Source organism: Pseudomonas sp. PB3P13, from assembly GCF_054897735.1.
Genome location: NZ_CM142702.1, coordinates 2525719 through 2545642, shown reverse-complemented (window position 1 = coordinate 2545642; position 19924 = coordinate 2525719). Strand labels below are relative to the sequence as shown.

Genomic DNA, 19924 nt, shown 5'->3' with positions numbered 1-19924 from the left:
GCGATACCTCCCCAGCCGTCGCAAAATAAAGTAGCTCACGAACTTTTCACAGCCCCCCGGTCATAGTTGCTTCATTGTGGCCGCCGCCGAATCCTGCGTGGTCGCCATTCGCTGCCGCTGCCTGCGCCAGCCACCTCGAATCATCTGCTGGAGCCCTGAATGGCGACGTTTGAACGCAGCAACACGACTGCGAAAGGTTTCGATTGGGCCGGATTTCTCTGGCTGTTCATGTTCTTCTGGTACTTCTCCGGCATCACCCAACTGCTGATTCAACTGACGGGCACCTCGGGTTTCAGCGGGTTCCGCCAGGCCTTCGTGGTGAGTGCAATCTGGCTCGCCCCGATGTTGCTGTTCCCGAAACAGACTCGCGTGATGGCGGCAGTCATCGGCGTGCTGCTGTGGGCATGCTCGATGGCGAGCCTGGGCTACTTCTTCATTTACCAGCAGGAATTTTCGCAAAGCGTCATCTTCATCATGTTCGAGTCGAACATCGCTGAAGCCGGCGAGTACATGACCCAGTATTTCGCCTGGTGGATGGTCGCGGCATTCCTCGCGCACACCCTTTTCGCAGGGTTCCTGTGGACGCGTCTGCGCCCGGTGTACCTGTCGCGCGGGCGCGCATGGGTAGCGGCGACCGCCCTCGTGGTGGCGGTGGTCGGTTATCCGCTAGCCAAACAGACCTTGCGCACCGGCAGCTTCGCCGGCGGTTTCGAGAAGTTTGAAAGCCGCATCGAACCGGCCGTGCCATGGCAGATGGCTGTGGCCTATCACCGCTATCTCGACACCCTCGCCGGCATGCAGGACATGCTGCACAGCGCGAGCAAGATCGCCCCGCTGAAAAACCTCAAGGACGCTACGGCTGACCAGCCACAGACCCTGGTACTGGTGATTGGCGAATCGACCAACCGGCAGCGCATGAGTTTGTATGGTTACCCGCGCAAAACCACGCCGGAGCTGGACAAACTCAAGGATCAGCTGTCGGTTTTCGACAACGTCATTACTCCGCGCCCCTACACCATCGAGGCGTTGCAGCAAGTCCTGACATTTGCCGATGAAGACAATCCTGATTTGTACCTGTCGACGCCGTCGCTGGTCAGCATGATGAAACAGGCCGGTTACAAGACCTTCTGGATCACCAATCAGCAAACCATGACCAAGCGCAACACCATGCTCACGACCTTCTCCGAACAGGCCGACGAGCAGGTGTACCTGAACAACAACCGTAACCAGAACGCCGCTCAGTACGATGGTGACGTGATTGCGCCGTTCAACAAGGCGCTGACCGATGCCGCGCCGCGCAAGTTGATCGTCGTGCACCTGCTCGGCACGCACATGAGCTACCAATACCGCTATCCGTCGACGTTCGACAGATTCAAAGACCGTAACGGCGTGCCCGACGGCGTGCGCGATGATCAGTTGCCGACGTACAACAGCTACGACAATGCGGTGCTGTACAACGATTTTGTGGTGTCGAGCCTGATCAAGGATTACGCCAAATCCGATCCGAACGGTTTCCTGCTGTACCTCTCCGATCACGGCGAAGACGTGTTCGACTCACCGGGCCACGGCACATTGGGTCGCAACGAGAGCAAGCCGACGGCGCCGATGTACACGATTCCGTTCATGGCCTGGGCGTCGCCGAAATGGCGTGAAAACCATGACTGGAACTTCACCGCCGATCTGGGCCGGCCTTACAGCAGCTCGCACCTGATTCACACCTGGGCGGACATGGCCGGGTTGAGTTTTGACGAGCTTGATCGCAGCAAGAGCCTGGTCAGCGACAGTTTCAAACCGCGACCGCTATTGATCGGTAATCCTTATCAGCGCCAGCAAAAGGCCTTGATCGACTTCAGCCTGATCAAGCCCAAAGTGACAGCCGACCCTGCAGACCTTGTCCTCAAGTAACAACACGCTCTACGCAGCAGCTGGCGCAGCCTGCGTCCGATCGCGACCCATCGCGCCGGACGCAGCCTCGCAGGCTCGGCAGCTGCTACAGGATCTTCGGGCCCCCCAGGACTGGAAGCTCCAAGCCTCAGTTAATTCCCAATTAACAGAATTGGCAGATAATGTCCGCGCAGTATTGCTTCATGGACGAAATCGCATCCGACATCGTTAGTGGGAGGCAGACCATGAAAACGGCACCCTTGATTGTTGCCGGGCTGATGACTTTTGTTTCGGTGACTGCGTTTGCCGAAGGTGGTGCTGAACGCATGCGCTATTACTACGAGAGTTGGCGGCTCAGCCAGCAACAGAACCAGAGTCAGAAATCCACTGAACTGCAGGTTCCGGACGATCAAACGGCGCAAGTGACGGAAAATTACAAGCCGTGATGTTGATCACAGCGCGGTTGCCTCAGCACGGCATCCGCGCTGAAAGGTCCAGCGACCGTAGTGCGCGTCCTGTGCTTACTGCAACGGCTGACCGCCCGCGCCCCAGATCAATGCCTCGGTCCAGCCCAGCTCGGCGAAATCTGCCGCGCGTAAATGCGCTTCACCGGCGCTGAAAAATTCGTCGAGTTGCGGCGGTGCAACCGAGGTGCCGCTGAGCATGGCGTGGACTTGTCCACGATGATGGATCTGGTGTTCGAACAGGTGCGACAGCAGGCGCAAGCGACTGTCGTGTTGCGGCGTTTCCCGGGCGATGGTCACGAGCTTGGCCAGGTCGGCGTCACGCATCTGTTCGCAATAGGCGATCAACCGGCGATCCACATGGGATTGCTCGCGCATGAGATCGGCGGCGCGGATGCACGGCTCGTCCTCCGTGAAAAACACCAGGCAGTCGGGGTGCGGCGGATCGCCGCGCAGCTCGCGTTCCAGCGCATCCACGTAAAACCAGTCGCAGGTCAGAATGTGGTTGAGGGTGGCGCGCAGGCTGGGGAAAAAACCGGTTCGCGGCGCGCACAGCTCGACCTCACTCAGCTGACGCCAGGCTTTGGCGAGTCGATGATTGGCCCACGCATTCTGATAGGCCATGGTCAGCAAATGGTGGGACAAGGGTTGATGCACAGTGGCACTCCTTCCGGTCAAGCCTCGGCGAAACGTTGCAGAACGGTGCCGGGCTGCAGGCGATGATCGGCGCCGCCATACACCGCAATCACTTGCATATGCTGCTGCATCGCCTTGATGGCCGGCATGAAGCGGTCCCGGTTCTGAATTGACAAACCTGTGGGAGCGAGCCTGCTGGCGATGGCAAATCAGAAGGCGCCGGCGTCGGGAAAGGCGCCATCCGAGACACAATACCGTGCCCGCGGGCACCCGCTATTCGGCAACGATGCGCCCGGCGATCAAGCGTTAAAGGTCATGGAGGACAGCTACGAGCAACTCCAACAGCACTTCGAAAATGTTCGACGTCTATCGGGTGACCGCGACTGTCGGGCTCTGGACGACTTTCTGCGCACGCTGCATTTTGAGCAAGCCCCTTCGGAGAATTACTTCAATAGCCTGAGCAAGCCATGACAGGCAGCAAATGAGCAGCGCAACTGATCAACCGTTATTACACCCGTAGCTGCTACCTGTGAACCAGACGACTGGCGAGGGCCTTGGCCTGGCTGGCGACGTCGGTCACCGCTGTGCTTTCCCACCACATACCGCGCAGGGGTGGACCCATGGCGAACAGGCGATCGGCCAATGTGCCGTCGGCGCTCAGCACCGCGCCGTCGACTGCCGCAGCGATACCCAACGCCAACGGCCCCGGTTGAATCAATCCTCGCGCCAGCAACTGCTGCGGTAGCGGCCGCGCGACTCGCCGCCAGTCGTACTCGATGCCGCTGGAATTGATCAACGCCGCACCGCCGACGACGACCGTATCCGCCTCGCCTCGACGACGAACGCGAATGCTCACGCCATGATCCAAAGTTGGCTCCAGCCCCCTGAATGAAGCTGCCTGAATCCGCAGCCGCCCTTCCCCGTGCAGCCGTTCCACCAACGCTGCACTTAACGGCGGTGAGCGGTGATGATGACTTTCCCACCACGGCCGCACGTGCCGCACAAACTGCCGCCGCTGTGCATCCGTTGCCTGACGCCACAAGCGGCCGATGTGCGCGCGCACGGTGTCGAGGGGTGCCTGCCAGTCGATGCCTTGCGCAATGGCGTCCCGGCAATGCCGACGCAACTCGCGCACCAATTGGCGCGGGGTGCGAATACTGTGGTCAACCGCGAGAAAATCCACCCACGCCGGAGGCTGGCGACGTACGTGCGGCAGCAAGCCATGCCGGGAAAACACTTCGATGGGTCCTCGGTGCCCGGCCTGTTCCAGTGACACCACGGCATCGACCATGGTCAGTCCGGAACCGATGATCAGCACCGTCGACTGCGGATCGAGCCGACGCATGGCGGCGACGTCCCACGGATCAAGTGCGGCAGCGTTGACCCCGCTGGACTCCTTCTGCGCCGTGCGCGCCGCGGGAAACATCCCCGTCGCCAGCACGGCATACGCACCTTGCAACTGCTGACCATTACTGAGTGTGAGTAAACAACGTTGATCATCCGTCTGCAGGTCAATGACCTCTGCCCGCACGTGTTCAATCGTCGAACCCTCGACAACGCCCACCGCTTGCGCCTCAGCCAGACGCTGCTGCACGTACAGGCCAAATATCCCCCGTGGTGGAAACAGTTCACTGACCGGCAGATGCTGCTCATCGGATTCCGGCCAGCCGCCGGCCGCAATGTAATCGGTCAGCCACTGCGTCAGGTCGTCGGCGTTGTCCGGATCGACGCTCATGCGCGCCGCATTGCCATTGAGCGTATGGCCAAGCTCGACCGCGCTGTACGCTTCGCCCCGGCCCAGTTCGGCGCGCGGCTCGATCACCAGCACCGAGCGCTTGCCCGGCAAGCGCACCAGTTGCGCTGCGAGCATTGTGCCGCTCAGGCCACCGCCGATGATGAGGATGTCTGCGTGGCGAATGGCGGCTGGCACCGATGCACTGCAGGTTTTGCTCATGCCGCTCTCACTGGTCAGTACTCGCCAAAAACAGTTCTGCAAACCGCCAGAACGCTAAATCACCACATTACGCACAAACCGCACGGCCACCGGCCCGTCATTGCGATAAGCATGCGGCTGGTTGCTGGCGAACATATAAAACTCGCCGGCGGCAATTTCGTGAGGGGTGTCGCCCAACATCAATGTCAGGCAACCTTCGAAGACGTAAATCTGTTCACTCCAGCCGTCGGCATCGGGCAGCGACGGGTAAATTTCGCCGGGTTGCAGGCACCACTCCCACTGCTCGACTTCACGGGTCGCGGTGGCTTTGGAAAGCAAAACCGCTTTGCTGCCCGGGATTGTTCCTGCCCATGCGACCTCGTTGATGCGGCTCGGATCGCGCGCGTCGGGCGCCTGGATCAGATCACTGAACGCCACGTTCAACGCTTCGGCCACGCGGTCGAGGGTGGTCAGGCTGACGTTCTTCTCGCCCGCTTCGATGGCCACCAGCATGCGACGGCTGACCCCGGATTTTTCCGCCAGCGCGGTCTGACTCATGTCGGCCGCATGGCGCAGACGTCGGACGTTAAGGCTGACGTGCTGCAGAACCGAAGCACGTTGTATGGAATTTTTGGGCACTATATTGCTCACTTGACAGGACTGGGCAGTATACTGCGCACCATTCGGCGCATTGTGCGTCTCCCACAGGTAGCGCGCAAGGTCATGACGTCGTCGAACTCCTCTCCTCGTTTCACACGCTTCAGTAAAGCCGAATACGTGCTGGTCGTCATAACGATGGTCTGGGGCGGCACGTTCCTGTTGGTGCAACATGCGATGACGGTCAGCGGGCCGATGTTTTTTGTGGGCCTGCGATTCGCTGCAGCGGCGTTGATCGTCGCGTTGTTCTCCTGGCGTCAGCTGCGCGACCTGACGGTATTCGAACTCAGGGCGGGAGCGTTCATCGGCGTAGCAATCATGCTCGGTTATGGCTTGCAGACTGTCGGCTTGCAAAGCATTCCCAGCAGCCAGTCGGCATTTATCACCGCGCTGTACGTGCCGTTCGTGCCGTTGCTGCAATGGCTGGTGCTGGGACGGCGGCCGGGATTGATGCCGAGCATCGGCATCATGCTGGCCTTCGCCGGGCTGATGCTGGTGTCCGGCCCTGCGGGGGCTTCATTCAATTTCAGCTCGGGTGAAATCGTTACGCTGATCAGCGCGGTGGCAATCGCCGCAGAGATCATTTTGATCAGCGCCTACGCCGGTCAGGTCGATGTGCGCCGGGTTACGGTGGTGCAATTGGCGACCACGTCGGTGCTGGCATTCCTGATGATCGTTCCGACTCAGGAAGTAATCCCCGATTTTTCCTGGTTCCTGCTGTGCAGCGCCCTTGGCCTCGGTGCCGCGAGTGCGGCGATTCAGGTGGCGATGAACTGGGCGCAGAAAAGCGTTTCGCCAACCCGCGCAACATTGATTTATGCGGGGGAGCCAGTGTGGGCCGGGCTTGTCGGGCGGATCGCCGGGGAGCGTTTGCCGGCAATAGCGTTGCTCGGCGCGGGATTGATTGTGGCGGCGGTGATTGTGAGTGAGTTGAAAACCAAGGGTAAGAAAGTTGTGGTAAACGAAGAGTTGGAGCAGGAAACCCAAGGTTGAGCGTGAAGATTTGAAGCGCCTGTCAGAGGTATTCCAAAGGTGGCCAAGCCTGCTGAACACACATCTTTGACACAATGAAATACAGGAATTATCCGACTACCTTGTAGGATTCTGCGACAGCTTGGCGTTTGGCGATCCGGGGACTGGCACGTATGATGCTTCACAAACTTCCGCAGATTAGAAGCCTATGTCCCTGATAGTTCTACTGCTTCTGCCCTTCGTCGGCAGCTGTCTGGCCGCCCTGCTGCCACACAACGCGCGCAACACCGAATCTCTGCTGGCTGGCGTGGTGGCCTTGATCGGTACGATCCAGGTGGCGCTGCTCTACCCGCAGATCGCCCATGGCGGGGTCATTCGTGAAGAATTTTTCTGGTTGCCCAGCCTGGGCCTGAACTTCGTCCTGCGCATGGACGGGTTTGCCTGGCTGTTCTCGATGCTGGTGCTCGGCATCGGCGCGCTGGTGTCGCTGTACGCTCGCTACTACATGTCGCCGGACGATCCGGTACCGCGATTCTTCGCCTTTTTCCTGGCGTTCATGGGCGCCATGCTCGGCCTGGTCATTTCCGGCAATCTGATTCAGATGGTGTTTTTCTGGGAGCTGACCAGTCTCTTCTCATTCCTCTTGATCGGTTATTGGCATCACCGCGCCGATGCGCGACGCGGCGCCTACATGGCGTTGATGGTCACAGGCGCGGGCGGGTTGTGCCTGCTGGCCGGAGTCATGCTGCTTGGCCATGTCGTCGGTAGCTATGACCTGGACAAGGTTCTGGCTGCCGGCGATCTGATTCGTGCACATACCCTCTACCCCGTCCTGCTTCCTTTGATCCTGATCGGCGCCCTGAGCAAAAGCGCGCAGTTCCCCTTCCACTTCTGGCTGCCCCACGCGATGGCTGCGCCGACGCCGGTTTCGGCGTATCTGCACTCCGCGACCATGGTCAAGGCCGGGGTTTTCCTGCTGGCACGGTTGTGGCCGTCGCTGTCGGGCAGTGAAGAATGGTTCTACATCGTCAGCGGCGCCGGTGCCTGCACGCTGTTGCTCGGCGCATACTGTGCGATGTTCCAGAATGACCTCAAAGGCCTGCTGGCCTATTCGACGATCAGTCACCTGGGGCTGATCACGCTGCTGCTGGGCCTCAACAGTCCATTGGCCGCTGTGGCCGCGGTGTTCCATATTCTCAACCATGCCACGTTCAAGGCTTCGCTGTTCATGGCGGCGGGCATCATCGACCACGAGAGCGGCACGCGAGACATCCGCAAACTCAGCGGCCTGATCAAACTGATTCCGTTTACCGCGACCCTGGCCATGGTCGCCAGCGCCTCGATGGCGGGCGTGCCGTTGCTGAACGGCTTCCTCTCCAAGGAAATGTTTTTCGCCGAAACCGTGTTTATCAATGCGACCGCCTGGATCGAAATGACGTTGCCGATCGTCGCGACCCTCGCCGGGACGTTCAGCGTCGCCTACTCGTTGCGCTTCACCGTCGATGTGTTCTTCGGTCCTGCCGCTACCGATTTGCCGCACACTCCGCACGAACCACCGCGCTGGATGCGCGCGCCGGTCGAGTTGCTGGTGTTCGCCTGCCTGGTCGTCGGGATCTTCCCGGCACAAGTGGTCGGGCCGTTACTGGCCGCTGCTGCCCTGCCCGTGGTGGGCGGCACACTGCCGCCATACAGCCTGGCCATTTGGCACGGCTGGAACGCGCCGATGATCATGAGCCTGGTCGCCATGTCCGGCGGCATCCTGCTCTATCTGTTGCTGCGCAATCAGTTAAAGCGCGGCCGCTTCAAATACCCACCGGTGGTGGGCCGTTTCAACGGCAAGCGCATGTTCGAGCGCAGCCAGGTGGTCATGATGCGCGTGGCCCGGCGCCTGGAACGACGGGTCAGTACCAGACGCCTGCAAACCCAGCTGTTCCTGATGGTGGTCGCGGCCGTGCTGGCCGGATTGATCCCGATGCTGCACAGCCAGTTGAGTTGGGGCGATCGACCGAAGATTCCAGGCTCCATCGTGTTCGTTACCTTCTGGGTGCTGGCGATTGCCTGCGCGCTCGGCGCGGCGTGGCAGGCCAAGTACCACCGGCTCGCGGCCCTGACCATGGTCAGCGTCTGCGGCTTGATGACGTGCGTCACCTTTGTCTGGTTCTCGGCGCCCGACCTGGCGCTGACGCAACTGGTGGTCGAAGTGGTCACCACCGTACTGATTCTGCTGGGCCTGCGCTGGTTGCCGCGGCGGATCGAGGAGGTTTCGCCGTTGCCGAGCACTCTGCGCAAGGCGCGCATCCGACGCTTGCGTGACCTGCTGCTGTCGATTGCGGTCGGTGCCGGCATGGCATTGCTGTCGTACGCGATGCTGACGCGCCAGACGCCCAACGATATTTCGTCGTTCTACTTGAGCCGCGCCTTGCCCGAAGGCGGTGGCAGCAATGTGGTCAACGTGATGCTGGTAGATTTCCGTGGCTTCGACACCCTCGGCGAAATCACCGTGCTGGCGGCGGTGGCCCTGACCATTTTCGCCCTCCTGCGACGCTTCCGCCCGCCCAAGGAAAGCCTGCAACTGCCAGCCCAACAGCGGTTGCTGGCGCCCGACGTGGTGACCGATCTGGTCAACCCGCGGTCGGCCAGCGACACCGCGCTGGGCTTCATGATGGTCCCGGCTGTGTTGGTGCGACTGCTGCTGCCGATCGCGCTTGTGGTGTCTGCTTACCTGTTCCTGCGCGGGCACAATCAGCCGGGCGGCGGTTTTGTCGCCGGGCTGGTCATGTCGGTGGCGTTCATCCTGCAATACATGGTCGCTGGCACCCAGTGGGTCGAAGCACAAATGAGTCTGCGCCCGCTGCGCTGGATGGGCACCGGTTTGCTCTTCGCGACGGTCACCGGGCTCGGCGCGATGGCCGTCGGTTACCCGTTCCTGACCACGCACACCTGGCACCTGAGCGTGCCGTTGCTCGGCGAGATTCACATCGCCAGCGCCTTGTTCTTCGACGTGGGCGTGTACTCGGTGGTGGTCGGCTCGACCTTGCTGATTCTTACGGCCATCGCGCACCAATCGGTCCGAGGGCACAAAACCGCGACCCTGCCCAAATCCGTCGCCACCCAGGGAGCCGTCTGATGGAAGAAGTCATCGCAATCGCCATCGGCGTTCTGGCCGCGTCCGGCGTCTGGCTGATCCTGCGACCTCGAACGTTTCAGGTGGTCATGGGCCTGTGCCTGCTGTCGTATGGCGTCAACCTGTTCATCTTCAGCATGGGCAGCCTGTTCATCGGCAAGGAGCCAATCATCAAGGACGGCGTGCCGCAGGATCTGCTGCATTACACCGACCCGCTGCCCCAGGCGCTGGTGCTGACCGCCATCGTCATCAGTTTCGCCATGACCGCGTTGTTTCTTGTTGTGCTGCTGGCCTCGCGTGGCCTGACCGGTACCGACCATGTGGATGGCCGGGAGCCTAAAGAATGAATGCAATGACGCACCTGATCGCCGCACCGATTCTGCTGCCACTGCTGACGGCCGCCGTGATGCTGCTGCTGGGCGAGAAACACCGGCCGCTGAAGGCTCGTATCAACCTGCTCTCCAGCCTGCTCGGGCTGGCTATCTCCGTGCTGTTGCTGCAATGGACGCAATCGACCGGTGTACCCGGCTCCATCGGCGTCTACCTGCCGGGCAACTGGCAAGTGCCGTTCGGGATTGTGCTGGTGGTCGATCGACTTTCAGCGTTGATGCTGGTGTTGACAGGCATCATCGGCGTCAGCGCCCTGCTGTTCGCAATGGCCCGCTGGGACGGCGCCGGTTCGAGTTTCCATGCGCTGTTTCAGATCCAGCTGATGGGCTTGTATGGCGCGTTTCTGACCGCCGACCTGTTCAATCTGTTCGTGTTCTTCGAAGTACTGCTCGCTGCATCTTACGGCTTGATGCTGCATGGCTCGGGCCGCGCGCGGGTGTCGTCAGGGTTGCATTACATCTCGATCAATCTGCTGGCGTCGTCGCTGTTCCTGATCGGCGCGGCGCTGATCTACGGCGTCACCGGGACGCTGAACATGGCCGATCTGGCGCAAAAAATCCCGTTGGTGACGGAAGCCGATCGTGGCTTGCTGCACGCCGGCGCGGGAATTCTGGCTGTGGCGTTTTTGGCCAAGGCCGGGATGTGGCCGCTGAATTTCTGGCTCGCTCCCGCCTACTCTTCGGCCAGCGCGCCCGTGGCGGCGATGTTCGCGATCATGACCAAAGTCGGCGTCTACACCTTGCTGCGTTTGTGGACGCTGCTGTTCTCGGGGCAGGCCGGTGCGTCGGCGTACTTTGGCGGCGACTGGCTGATTTACGGCGGTATGGCGACCATTGTCTGCGCCGCCGTGGCACTTCTTGCCGCACAACGCCTGGAGCGCATGGCCAGTTTGAGCATTCTCGTATCCGCGGGGATTCTGCTATCGGCCATCGGTTTTGCCCAGCCGAACCTGATTGGTGCGGCACTGTTTTACCTGGTCAGCTCGACGCTGGCGTTGAGTGCGCTGTTCCTGCTTGCCGAGTTGATCGAGCGTTCGCGTTCGGCCAATGAAATGCCGCTGTACGACGACGGCGACCTGATCGCCCGTCCACTGGAATCCTTGCAACCGCCCAAGGGCATTAACCTCGATGACGAGCAGAAAGCTGTGGTCGGCCAGGTGATTCCCTGGACCATGGCGTTTCTCGGTTTGAGTTTCATCGCATGCGCCTTGCTCATCATCGGCATGCCGCCGCTGTCCGGCTTCATCGGCAAGCTCAACCTGCTGGGCGCCCTGCTCAACCCGCTGGGCCTGGGCAATAGCGCCGATGAACCGGTGTCGAATGCGGCGTGGGGTTTGCTGGCACTGTTGATACTGTCAGGGCTGGCATCGTTGATCGCATTTTCGCGGGTCGGCGTCCAGCGCTTCTGGACACCGGAAGAACGGCCGTCGCCGGCGCTGCGCCTGTTCGAATGCCTGCCGATCATTGCATTACTGGGTTTGAGCGTCGTGCTCACGTTCAAGGCCGAACCGTTGCTGCGCTACACCCAAGCCGCCGCGCAGGCCTTGAACAACCCGCAGCAGTACGTGGTCGCGGTCATGGCGACACGCGCGGTGCCGAGCCCCGAAGCCAGAGCGGCGTTGGTGGAGGAGCTGCCATGAATCGTCTGTTTCCCGCGCCATGGTTATCGTTGGCGCTGTGGCTGCTGTGGCTGCTGCTGAACCTCTCGCTGAGCCCCGGCAATCTGTTGTTGGGCGCGTTGCTGGGGTTCTGTGCGCCGGTGATGATGCGCAAGCTGCGACCATTGCCAATGCGCATTGGTCGGCCCGGCGTGATTGTGCGGCTGTTTTTTCTGGTCGGTCGCGATGTGGTGAAGTCCAATCTCGAGGTGGCGTGGGGCGTGCTCAACGCGCGCCGGCGGCCGCCACGCTCGGCATTCATTAAAGTGCCGCTGGACCTGCGCGATGCCAACGGGCTGGCCGCATTGGCGATGATCTGCACGGTGGTGCCCGGCACCGTCTGGTCGGAACTGGCGCTGGACCGCAGCATCCTGTTGCTGCACGTGTTCGATCTGGAGGACGAAGCGCGGTTCATCCAGCACTTCAAGGCCACCTACGAGCGCCCATTGATGGAGATCTTCGAATGAGCCCGCTGCTGTCGAATGCGATCCTGCTGAGCCTGTTCATCTTTTCCCTGGCAATGGTGCTGACACTGACGCGGCTGTTCAAAGGCCCTTCCGCGCAGGATCGGGTACTGGCGCTGGATTATCTGTACATCGTCGCGATGCTGATGATGCTGACCCTGGGCATCCGTTATGCCAGTGACACCTACTTTGAAGCGGCGCTGCTGATCGCGTTGTTCGGCTTTGTTGGCTCGTTTGCATTGGCCAAATTCCTGCTGCGTGGCGAGGTGATCGAGTGAACGCTGAACTGTCCATGTGGGTGGAAATTGCGGTGGCGATCCTGCTGGTGCTCAGCAGTCTGTTTGCGCTCTTGGGTGCCGTCGGTCTGGTGCGGCTGAAGGATTACTTTCAGCGCATGCACCCGCCGGCGCTGGCCTCGACGTTAGGCGCCTGGTCTGTGGCGCTGGCCTCGATCATTTACTTTTCCGCACTGAAGTCTGCGCCGGTCCTGCACGCCTGGCTCATTCCGGTTTTGCTGGCGATCACCGTGCCGGTGACCACTCTGTTGCTGGCGCGGGCGGCGCTTTTTCGCAAACGTATGGCGGGTGATGATGTGCCCGCTGAAGTGAGCAGTCGGCATTCTTCGAAGGGCACGGAGCAGGTGCAACGTTGAATGCATCGCAAGCAAGCTCACCCCGCCCTCGCTACTTTACTTGAGCCCGGCCGAGACCTTGTCCGCCACATCCTTCGGCACCCAGGCCTGCCAAACCTCCGGATGCGCCTTCATGAACGCCTCCGCCGCCTGACGGGACGGCGTATGTTTCTCGCTCATTTCGGCCAATGCCTTGTTCAAAGTATCGATAGGGAAATCGACCTTGCTGAAGAATTCGGCGATCTGCGGATACTGTTTCTGGAACGGTGTGGACACGCCGATAGACAACTTCGAAGCCAGTGAACGGGTCGGCTTCGGATTGGGATTATCAGCGTCGGTCAACGTCTTCCAGGCCTCGGCATCGAATGCCGGCTCTTGCAGTTGAATCAGTTTGAAACGGCCAAGCAATGGTGTCGGCGACCAGTAGTAGAACAATACCGGCTTGCCGCGTCGGATGGAGGAGCTGATTTCCGCGTCCAGCGCCGCGCCAGACCCGCTACGGAAATTCACATAGCTGTCGTCCAGGCCATAGGCTTTGAGCTTCTGCTTGTTGACGACCTCGGAGGTCCAGCCGATCGGGCTGTTTAGAAAACGCCCTTTGCCCGGTGTTTCCGGATCGCTGAAGACGTCTTTGTAGCGGGGCAGATCGCTCACGCTGCGCAAGTCGGGCGCCAATGGCTTGATGCCTCTGGCCGGATCGCCCTTGATGACGTACTCCGGGACCCACCAGCCCTCGGTCGCACCTTTGACGGTGTCGCCGAGACCGACGACCTTGCCCTCGGCTTCAGCCTTGACCCAGACCGGGCTGCGTCCGGCCCATTCCTCGCCGATTACCTGAATGTCATCGTTGGCCAGGGCGGTCTCCAGAGTGATGGTCGTTCCCGGCAGCGTATCGGTGGGCAGACCGTAGCCTTTCTCGACAATAATTCGCAGGATATCGGTGATCAGGCTGCCGCTCTCCCAATTCAGATCGGCAAAGTGAATGGGCGACTGGGCAGCGAATACCGGGACGGGTGAAATCAGCAAAGCGAAAGTGGCCAACGTCGCGGCCAGCAACCGTCGAAATCCGTTCATGCGTTTCACCTCGTGCTGTACACAGCAATAGCAGGTTGGCCTGACGAAGACCGCAAGCCTCAGAATACTCAGTCAACTGACTGTAGTAGAGGTTCCTGCTTTCGAGGGGTGTGTATTATTTTGCGCAAGTGTCCTGCAGGCACGCCAGTTCTCTTCTGACCATGCTGGCGTATTCCGCCGGCTGCAACCTGTAGATCTGCGAGGCGACCCAACCCAGCCAGGCGCCCTGCAGGATAATTTTCTGAGCGAACAGCCGCTGGGCTTCAGCCTTGGCGCTGGCCAGGTTTTGCACATGAAAATCGGCGCGGGTCAGGGGCATTATTCGCTGGCCTTGAAGGTGATCAACTCGCCTTTTCGCCACTTGGCCGCTTTGGCCGTGACCGCTTTAAGTGTCTTGGTCAGGCCTTCCTGCAACTGTTGGTGAGCGGCAAATACCATCACCACGCTGTGACCTTCCTTGAAAATCACCGCCTCACCGTCGGCAGTATTGACAAAGGCATAGTCGCCCAGCCCATACGCCGTCAGTTTGATTTCGCGGAACCTGATCTCCAGTTTGCCGCCTTCGCGACTCGGTAGAACGGCCGCGCTGAAGTGATCGCCAACCTTGAGTTTCAAACCGGGCTTATCGTCCACCACCAGGGCAGATTCGGTGTCGAGCTCGGCAATGTAAATGCCCTCGGCATTTTGCTCGGTGACGTAAACGAAACGCGACTGGAACTGTTTAACAAGCTTCGCTCGCAAATCACCCAGCACGAACAAAGCATGCATATCGAGATTACTTACTGCCAAGGAAACATCCCCACATCTGGAAAAATTGGTGCCGTACGCAGAAAACGCACAGCAGAAAAAAGCGGCAATGCCGATGGTTTCGCCGAATGACCCGGCTGGCATCCCGAGATGAACTGAGGGCTCATTCGTCGCGAAGTACGTGAAGACTAATGGAAAGTCTTGCACGGCGTCTCGCCGGGCCTTCGCCAAAAGCTGAAGGAAAAAGCCCTGTTGGTTGCCGGAAAGTACGGATTACCAATCTTGGGGAAAAGACGCTTTGAAAAAGGTACTTTTCTTACATATCGGCGGCAAAAAATTGCTTTAGATGTGATCAATCGCCAACCGGTGAGGGTGATTCTAGAGCAGCGATGCTATCGCAGACTACCCATAACTACGTACATACGTCGGCAAAACCACGAAAAGGACTTCATATGAGCACCATGACCCACTGCGCACCGATCCAGGCGACACATCTGCGCAACGCTTCGACACTGCATGCGGCGTTGTTCCGCGATCCGGCAGAGCCCGAGGAACAGCAGACCAGACCGCGTTACCAGGTGATATTGGCCGGCAATGCGTTTTTCCATATCAGGGAAATTTCCACAGGATATGTAAGAGGATTCCGCAGTAGCCACAATGAGGCGTGCGCCCTCGCCCGTGCGCTGGAGTGGCGTAGTTGAAATCTCGATATATCGATTCAATGACGCTTCGTCATGCCGACGACTTATCTCCGACGTCGGCAGGCAACTACTGCCATACTGCCCGACCAATGAATCCGTTCCCGGGCCGGGCGGTTCAACACCACAGACAATTACCAAGGGAAGGCTGCCCAGTGACGGAATTTGATATCGGTGAATTTTTTATCCGGGGCGAAGCCAGAGAAATCGATGGCGAATTCCAGGCTGTCATTGTCATGCGGGCCAAACCGCCGCTGACGGCTGTGACTTATCATCAAGTCGAGAAAGATCGCTGGTTCAAAACGTCGGACGGCGCCGCCCTCGCTGCAGCGGAATCGGCGATGGAACTCAAGGCCGCCGTCGATGCTGGGGCCTTGAAAGCCTGAAGACGTTGTTCAGCGCGGCAGAACGGCCGTGCCTGAAGGTGTTCACGGCGTGCCAACCGCAAAGTTGCACGCCGCTTTTAGATAAATGTCAGATCAATTTGCGTTTGACCGCTTCATCCAGCGTGCTCTGGGTCAGGTGTTTGAGCAGCCCATCTGCGCGTTCATTGAACGGCAGACCAACGATCAGGAAAATCTGCATCCAGGTGCGGGTGCTTTCCTGCTTGACGATTTTGCCCAGCAACTTGCCTTCCTGATCCTTGATCACCGTTTCCAGCGTAAATGTGTTGCTGTACGTCGTCGGAATCAGGAAGAGCGTGAAACCGGTCAAAAACGCACTGGCCAGATTGCCTTGTTCGTTGTTGGTCAGCGTGCTTGTGACGTACAGGTTCGACTCGACTTTGTCCGTCGTCACGGTTTTGAACTGACCGGACTCCTTGAAGGTGTCGAGCATGCTCTTCTCCACCAGCGCCGCATTTCCACCGCCGCCCGCCAGTTCGCCGTTGAACTGCTGTTGAGTGGTCACGTGCAGGTAGGCCGTCGGTTTGTCCTGTCGAGCCTGGGCCGGTGGCCACTGATCCACCGCCGCCAATTCGTGTTTGGAATAGGAAATGCAACCGGTCAAGGTGCTGCTGACCAGTAACAATATCAACAGAAAGTACTTATTCATGGGCGGCGAGTTCCTTGGACGGTGTCTGCAATTGAGGCGTGGCATTGGCCAGCAATTGAGCGATCAGTTCGCGCAACTGTGTACTGCCCAGTCGTGGATTCAAGTAGTCGGCGTTCCACAGGCCGACATTCTTGTCGAGCCTGACCTGCTCAATCGACCTCGCCAACTGCTTGCCCTGACGGTCTTCGATGATCAGTTCGCCGGCCAGGTCGTACTTGTCGACGTAAATAGGGCCATCGACCCAGATCCAGATCGTCAACGTGAGCAACGCACCGGGAATGTAAGCCGGGTGCATGGTGCGTTTACCGGCGAGCGAGGTCAGATTGAACTTGAGCACCACATCGTCTTCCCCTGCTTTGGCCGGAAATACAACGATGCGCTTGAAGTAATCGCTTTTGTCGACATAGGTGCTGATCTGCTCGGTCAGCTGGCGGCTGCCATTGGCGCGTACCGCTTCGTCCAGCCTGGGCGCAGAGATCACCACATCGCGGATTTCGGCACTGCGATCAAGCGTCGATGACGCCGTCTTCAAGGGCTCGCCAATGGGGCCTAGCGGGGTGAACGACACACAACCGGTCAGTGACAGGCCAAGCGCGATGGCCATCAGATACATAAGACGCTTCACTGCTTACATCCTCTTCATGCGGAATCGGGATGCGTCGGCTCGAAAATAATTCACGCAAGGGATGGCCAGATCGGCACTGCAAGGCTGGAAAACCGGGGTGCATCGCCTACATCCATGTACGGATTTTTCGCATGGCGGCTCTATGACGCCAAAAACGCGACGGCATCGTAAGCGGCTGAATCCTGATAATCAATAGCCTATTGCCATCATCGAGTGAAATTCGCTGGTGGCTCAAACTTGTTCGAACTCTTGGCGCGCCATTCCCTCAGATGCAATGACGCCGCATTTGTCGATCGCGTACCTGATGCGACCGGAACTTCCCTGGGAGATGAAAATGGACATGCCTGCAAATAACCTGGAAACCCTGTTCGCTCAACTGGGCCTGCCTACTGAAGGGACTGCCATTGATGGCTTCATCGAAGCGCATCAACTCGAGCCAGAGACAAAGGTGTCAGAAGCGGATTTCTGGGAGCCGCACCAAACTCAGCTGCTCAAGGAATGGTTACTGGCCGACGGCGATGAAGCCATGATGGTCGACGAATTGAACGTGCGCCTGCACGACAGCAAATAACACCCTGTGCAGGAGCGAAGCTTGCTCGCGAAGAACGTCCAGCCAACTCGATCCTGCCGATAAACGCATCATCGTTGACGTCCTTCGCGAGCACGCTTCGCTCATGCATCGCATACCCTCCACGCATCAGCGTGGGTTTTCTGGTTTATACCCCAACCGCAAACCGCCCCAGTGCCGGCCCTTCACCATGATCGGCACGGACAAGTCGTGCATTAATTCACCGGTGTCCCGCGTGTAAGTTTGCAACAGCACCGCCTGCTGGTGGCTGCCGCAACGGATGCCCGTGCGGTCAGCGAATTTGCGCTTGGTGCGGTTCTGCAAGGTGTCGATCTGCACATCGCCCGTCAGCGGCTGACTGAATACTTTGTTGTGCGTCGGCACATAACCTTGCTGCGTGCAGGCAATCGCGAACACCAGGCCTTCATGGCGCGGCAACAAAGGTTCTTGAATGGCCGGCAAGACCTGGTCGGCGTAGCGATCAAAACGCGTCTGGTATTTGGCCGGATTGGTGTTGGGAATCGCCTGGTAGGTGCGATCGAACAAGTCATCGAGACTGACCCGACCTGCGTCGATATCGGCCTCCAGGCGTGCTGCAATCTGATTGGCGCCTTCGCGGGCCAGGTCATAAATGCGCTGGTGATAATCATCCAGGCCGACTTCGGCCAGCCGCTCGCTAATGGTTTCGGCCTGCCCTTCCATCTGCACCGCCGCCTCGGCGAGGCTTCGGGTTTGTTGATCACTGATCGCAAGGTCGCTACGCATTTGTTCGATGGCGTGAAACAGGCTGTCGAGTTGCTCGCGATTAGTGTCGGCACCCTGGGCGATCTCACCGACCTGACGTTCGACACCCGCCGCCAGACGGGCGATGTTTTCCAGATGCGACCCGGTGCGTTCAACCTGCTCGACGCCAATGTCGAGGTCGCTGGACAGCTGCCGAATCTGCTCGACCACCTGCGCGGTACGTCGCTGGATATCGGCGACCATCTCACCGACCTCACCGGTGGCCGTCGCTGTACGCGCCGCGAGGCCGCGGACCTCATCGGCCACCACCGCAAAACCACGACCGTGCTCTCCTGCCCTCGCCGCTTCGATCGCCGCGTTCAACGCGAGCAAATTGGTCTGGCTGGCGATGGACTGAATCACCAGCGTGACGCGCTGAATGTCGTCGCTGCGCAGACTCAGGGCCTCGATCAGCTCGCGGCTGCCGTTGGCACGTTCGCTGAGCTGGTGCATGCGCGTAATCGATTCGCTCAGCTCGACGCTGCCGGCCGCGCTGCTTCGATGTGCCTCGCTCGCCGCACGAAGCGCATCTCGGCTGAGGGTCGAGGTGGCTTGCTCGGTGGCAATCATCACTTCTGCGCTGCTGACAATTTGCGCGGCTGCGCCGAGTTGCGATTGCAGCTTGTCGGCCAGTTGCCGCACAGAGAACGCGACGCCGGCAGCTGACAAAGCGTTGTGACTGGTGGTGTAGGAAAGATCGCGCGTCAGCTCGGCCATCGAACCACTTCCGCCGTCGCTGATTTCCTCGGGAACTGCTCGAGCACGCAGTCGAGGCAGCCAGACAATCACGACTGCCACTGGCAGTCCGATGTACAGCGACCAGCCGCCCAGCGTCATGCCGCACAACAACAGCATCAGGGCGACGCTTTGCAGCGTTGGTGCCAGCCAGCGGTTTTTCGCAGCAAGCGCTGGTCCAGGCACGGCCATAGCCGGAGATCCGTCTCTCGTCATTTCGTCACCCCACGTCGTTTGTCATTGTTGTTTGAGCATTAAACGCCACTACAACGCCATTATCCATGGTCCGTTAGTCGGGCTTTGCAGCAGATCAACTAAAACACTCAGCACTTTTCGGCAGACGAAAAAAAGCATCGCGGGCATGCCTTGCTCGTTAAAGCGTGAGGCTTGTCCGCGATGCGGGGCGTTACGAGATCAGGCCTGACGCTGGTGCTTGTCGATCTGTTCGTGACGCTCTTGAGCTTCGATGCAGTATTTGGTGGTCGGGCTGATCAGCAAACGCTTGAGGCCAATCGCCTCGCCGCTGTCGTCGCACCAGCCGAAGCTGTCTTCCTTGATGCGCTCGAGTGCTTGTTCCAACTGAGGCAGCATGCGCTGATCGCGATCGATCGCGTTCACCAGCCAGGTGCGCTCTTCTTCGACAGAAGCAGCGTCAGCCGGATCGGCCGGGGTGTCCAGGCTCTCGATGGCGATGCGATTCTGCTCGATGCGCTCATGGGTTTCGACTTTCATGTTCTGCAGCAGCTCGGAGAAAAAAGCATGTTGCTCGGCATTCATGTAATCATCCGCCGGCATGGCCAGCAACTTGTCCTTTGTCATTGATATCTCT

General features: G+C 59.6%; 23 protein-coding genes. 13 read left to right on the top strand and 10 right to left on the bottom strand.

Annotated features, from left to right (window positions below):
* Positions 1 to 159: 159 nt before the first annotated feature.
* Together ACYZT1_RS11885 and ACYZT1_RS11880 are read left to right on the top strand one after the other, a co-directional pair.
* Positions 160 to 1905, top strand: coding sequence for a phosphoethanolamine transferase CptA (locus tag ACYZT1_RS11885; protein WP_462019084.1), 1746 nt, complete (start codon positions 160 to 162; stop codon positions 1903 to 1905).
* Between the two features lie 224 nt (positions 1906 to 2129).
* Complete coding sequence (locus tag ACYZT1_RS11880) at positions 2130 to 2330, top strand: hypothetical protein (protein ID WP_462019083.1); 201 nt, start codon at positions 2130 to 2132, stop codon at positions 2328 to 2330.
* 75 nt (positions 2331 to 2405) lie between these two features.
* Here the strand turns inward: ACYZT1_RS11880 and ACYZT1_RS11875 are convergent, their stop codons facing one another.
* Positions 2406 to 3005: a DinB family protein gene (locus tag ACYZT1_RS11875; protein WP_462019082.1), complete on the bottom strand. Its 600-nt coding sequence runs from the start codon at positions 3003 to 3005 to the stop codon at positions 2406 to 2408.
* A 180-nt stretch (positions 3006 to 3185) separates the two neighbouring features.
* Between ACYZT1_RS11875 and ACYZT1_RS11870 the strand changes: the two genes are divergently transcribed.
* Positions 3186 to 3455, top strand: coding sequence for a hypothetical protein (locus tag ACYZT1_RS11870; protein ID WP_462019081.1), 270 nt, complete (start codon positions 3186 to 3188; stop codon positions 3453 to 3455).
* A gap of 52 nt (positions 3456 to 3507) precedes the next feature.
* On the opposite strand, the gene ACYZT1_RS11865 is transcribed toward ACYZT1_RS11870, so the two are convergent.
* Complete coding sequence (locus ACYZT1_RS11865) at positions 3508 to 4938, bottom strand: FAD/NAD(P)-binding protein (RefSeq protein WP_462019080.1); 1431 nt, start codon at positions 4936 to 4938, stop codon at positions 3508 to 3510.
* Positions 4939 to 4992: 54 nt separating this feature from the next.
* Positions 4993 to 5556, bottom strand: a complete 564-nt coding sequence (locus ACYZT1_RS11860) for a helix-turn-helix domain-containing protein (RefSeq protein WP_462019079.1) — start codon at positions 5554 to 5556, stop codon at positions 4993 to 4995.
* Positions 5557 to 5640: 84 nt separating this feature from the next.
* On the opposite strand from ACYZT1_RS11860, the gene ACYZT1_RS11855 reads away from it, so the two are divergent.
* From ACYZT1_RS11855 to ACYZT1_RS11825, 7 genes are all read left to right on the top strand, one after another.
* Positions 5641 to 6567 (top strand): DMT family transporter, encoded by a 927-nt coding sequence (locus ACYZT1_RS11855; RefSeq protein ID WP_462019078.1) that lies wholly within the window; start codon positions 5641 to 5643, stop codon positions 6565 to 6567.
* Positions 6568 to 6754: 187 nt separating this feature from the next.
* Positions 6755 to 9673 carry a monovalent cation/H+ antiporter subunit A gene (locus ACYZT1_RS11850; RefSeq protein ID WP_462019077.1) on the top strand — a complete coding sequence of 973 codons (2919 nt, stop codon included), beginning with the start codon at positions 6755 to 6757 and terminating at the stop codon, positions 9671 to 9673.
* Positions 9673 to 10017 (top strand): Na+/H+ antiporter subunit C, encoded by a 345-nt coding sequence (locus ACYZT1_RS11845; RefSeq protein WP_007986256.1) that lies wholly within the window; start codon positions 9673 to 9675, stop codon positions 10015 to 10017. Before ACYZT1_RS11850 ends, ACYZT1_RS11845 begins: the two co-directional genes overlap by 1 nt.
* Complete coding sequence (locus ACYZT1_RS11840; protein ID WP_462019076.1) at positions 10014 to 11699, top strand: monovalent cation/H+ antiporter subunit D; 1686 nt, start codon at positions 10014 to 10016, stop codon at positions 11697 to 11699. The genes ACYZT1_RS11845 and ACYZT1_RS11840 overlap by 4 nt, the downstream gene beginning before the upstream one ends.
* Positions 11696 to 12184 (top strand): Na+/H+ antiporter subunit E, encoded by a 489-nt coding sequence (locus tag ACYZT1_RS11835; RefSeq protein WP_462019075.1) that lies wholly within the window; start codon positions 11696 to 11698, stop codon positions 12182 to 12184. The genes ACYZT1_RS11840 and ACYZT1_RS11835 overlap by 4 nt, the downstream gene beginning before the upstream one ends.
* A complete protein-coding gene (locus ACYZT1_RS11830) occupies positions 12181 to 12459 on the top strand; it encodes a K+/H+ antiporter subunit F (protein ID WP_462019074.1) in 279 nt (92 codons plus the stop codon). Before ACYZT1_RS11835 ends, ACYZT1_RS11830 begins: the two co-directional genes overlap by 4 nt.
* Positions 12456 to 12833 carry a Na+/H+ antiporter subunit G gene (locus ACYZT1_RS11825; protein WP_462019073.1) on the top strand — a complete coding sequence of 126 codons (378 nt, stop codon included), beginning with the start codon at positions 12456 to 12458 and terminating at the stop codon, positions 12831 to 12833. The genes ACYZT1_RS11830 and ACYZT1_RS11825 overlap by 4 nt, the downstream gene beginning before the upstream one ends.
* Before the next feature lie 36 nt (positions 12834 to 12869).
* Here the strand turns inward: ACYZT1_RS11825 and ACYZT1_RS11820 are convergent, their stop codons facing one another.
* From ACYZT1_RS11820 to ACYZT1_RS11810, 3 genes are all read right to left on the bottom strand, one after another.
* Complete coding sequence (locus ACYZT1_RS11820) at positions 12870 to 13886, bottom strand: ABC transporter substrate-binding protein (RefSeq protein WP_462019072.1); 1017 nt, start codon at positions 13884 to 13886, stop codon at positions 12870 to 12872.
* A gap of 115 nt (positions 13887 to 14001) precedes the next feature.
* Positions 14002 to 14205 carry a hypothetical protein gene (locus ACYZT1_RS11815; RefSeq protein WP_462019071.1) on the bottom strand — a complete coding sequence of 68 codons (204 nt, stop codon included), beginning with the start codon at positions 14203 to 14205 and terminating at the stop codon, positions 14002 to 14004.
* Positions 14205 to 14654 (bottom strand): hypothetical protein, encoded by a 450-nt coding sequence (locus ACYZT1_RS11810; RefSeq protein ID WP_462019070.1) that lies wholly within the window; start codon positions 14652 to 14654, stop codon positions 14205 to 14207. The genes ACYZT1_RS11815 and ACYZT1_RS11810 overlap by 1 nt, the downstream gene beginning before the upstream one ends.
* Positions 14655 to 15085: 431 nt before the next feature.
* On the opposite strand from ACYZT1_RS11810, the gene ACYZT1_RS11805 reads away from it, so the two are divergent.
* Together ACYZT1_RS11805 and ACYZT1_RS11800 are read left to right on the top strand one after the other, a co-directional pair.
* Positions 15086 to 15334, top strand: coding sequence for a hypothetical protein (locus ACYZT1_RS11805; protein WP_462019069.1), 249 nt, complete (start codon positions 15086 to 15088; stop codon positions 15332 to 15334).
* A gap of 152 nt (positions 15335 to 15486) precedes the next feature.
* Positions 15487 to 15717: a hypothetical protein gene (locus tag ACYZT1_RS11800; RefSeq protein WP_462019231.1), complete on the top strand. Its 231-nt coding sequence runs from the start codon at positions 15487 to 15489 to the stop codon at positions 15715 to 15717.
* 88 nt (positions 15718 to 15805) lie between these two features.
* Here the strand turns inward: ACYZT1_RS11800 and ACYZT1_RS11795 are convergent, their stop codons facing one another.
* Both ACYZT1_RS11795 and ACYZT1_RS11790 read right to left on the bottom strand, forming a co-directional pair.
* A complete protein-coding gene (locus ACYZT1_RS11795) occupies positions 15806 to 16384 on the bottom strand; it encodes a hypothetical protein (RefSeq protein WP_462019068.1) in 579 nt (192 codons plus the stop codon).
* Entirely contained in the window at positions 16377 to 17009 is a 633-nt protein-coding gene (locus tag ACYZT1_RS11790) for a hypothetical protein (RefSeq protein ID WP_462019067.1), read from the bottom strand. The genes ACYZT1_RS11795 and ACYZT1_RS11790 overlap by 8 nt, the downstream gene beginning before the upstream one ends.
* 334 nt (positions 17010 to 17343) lie before the next feature.
* Here ACYZT1_RS11790 and ACYZT1_RS11785 point away from each other — a divergent pair, with 334 nt between their 5' ends.
* Positions 17344 to 17580 (top strand): DUF2789 family protein, encoded by a 237-nt coding sequence (locus ACYZT1_RS11785; RefSeq protein WP_462019066.1) that lies wholly within the window; start codon positions 17344 to 17346, stop codon positions 17578 to 17580.
* A gap of 126 nt (positions 17581 to 17706) precedes the next feature.
* On the opposite strand, the gene ACYZT1_RS11780 is transcribed toward ACYZT1_RS11785, so the two are convergent.
* Together ACYZT1_RS11780 and ACYZT1_RS11775 are read right to left on the bottom strand one after the other, a co-directional pair.
* Complete coding sequence (locus ACYZT1_RS11780; RefSeq protein ID WP_462019065.1) at positions 17707 to 19311, bottom strand: methyl-accepting chemotaxis protein; 1605 nt, start codon at positions 19309 to 19311, stop codon at positions 17707 to 17709.
* A 198-nt stretch (positions 19312 to 19509) separates the two neighbouring features.
* A complete protein-coding gene (locus ACYZT1_RS11775; protein ID WP_007907888.1) occupies positions 19510 to 19914 on the bottom strand; it encodes a TraR/DksA family transcriptional regulator in 405 nt (134 codons plus the stop codon).
* Between the last annotated feature and the right edge of the window lie 10 nt (positions 19915 to 19924).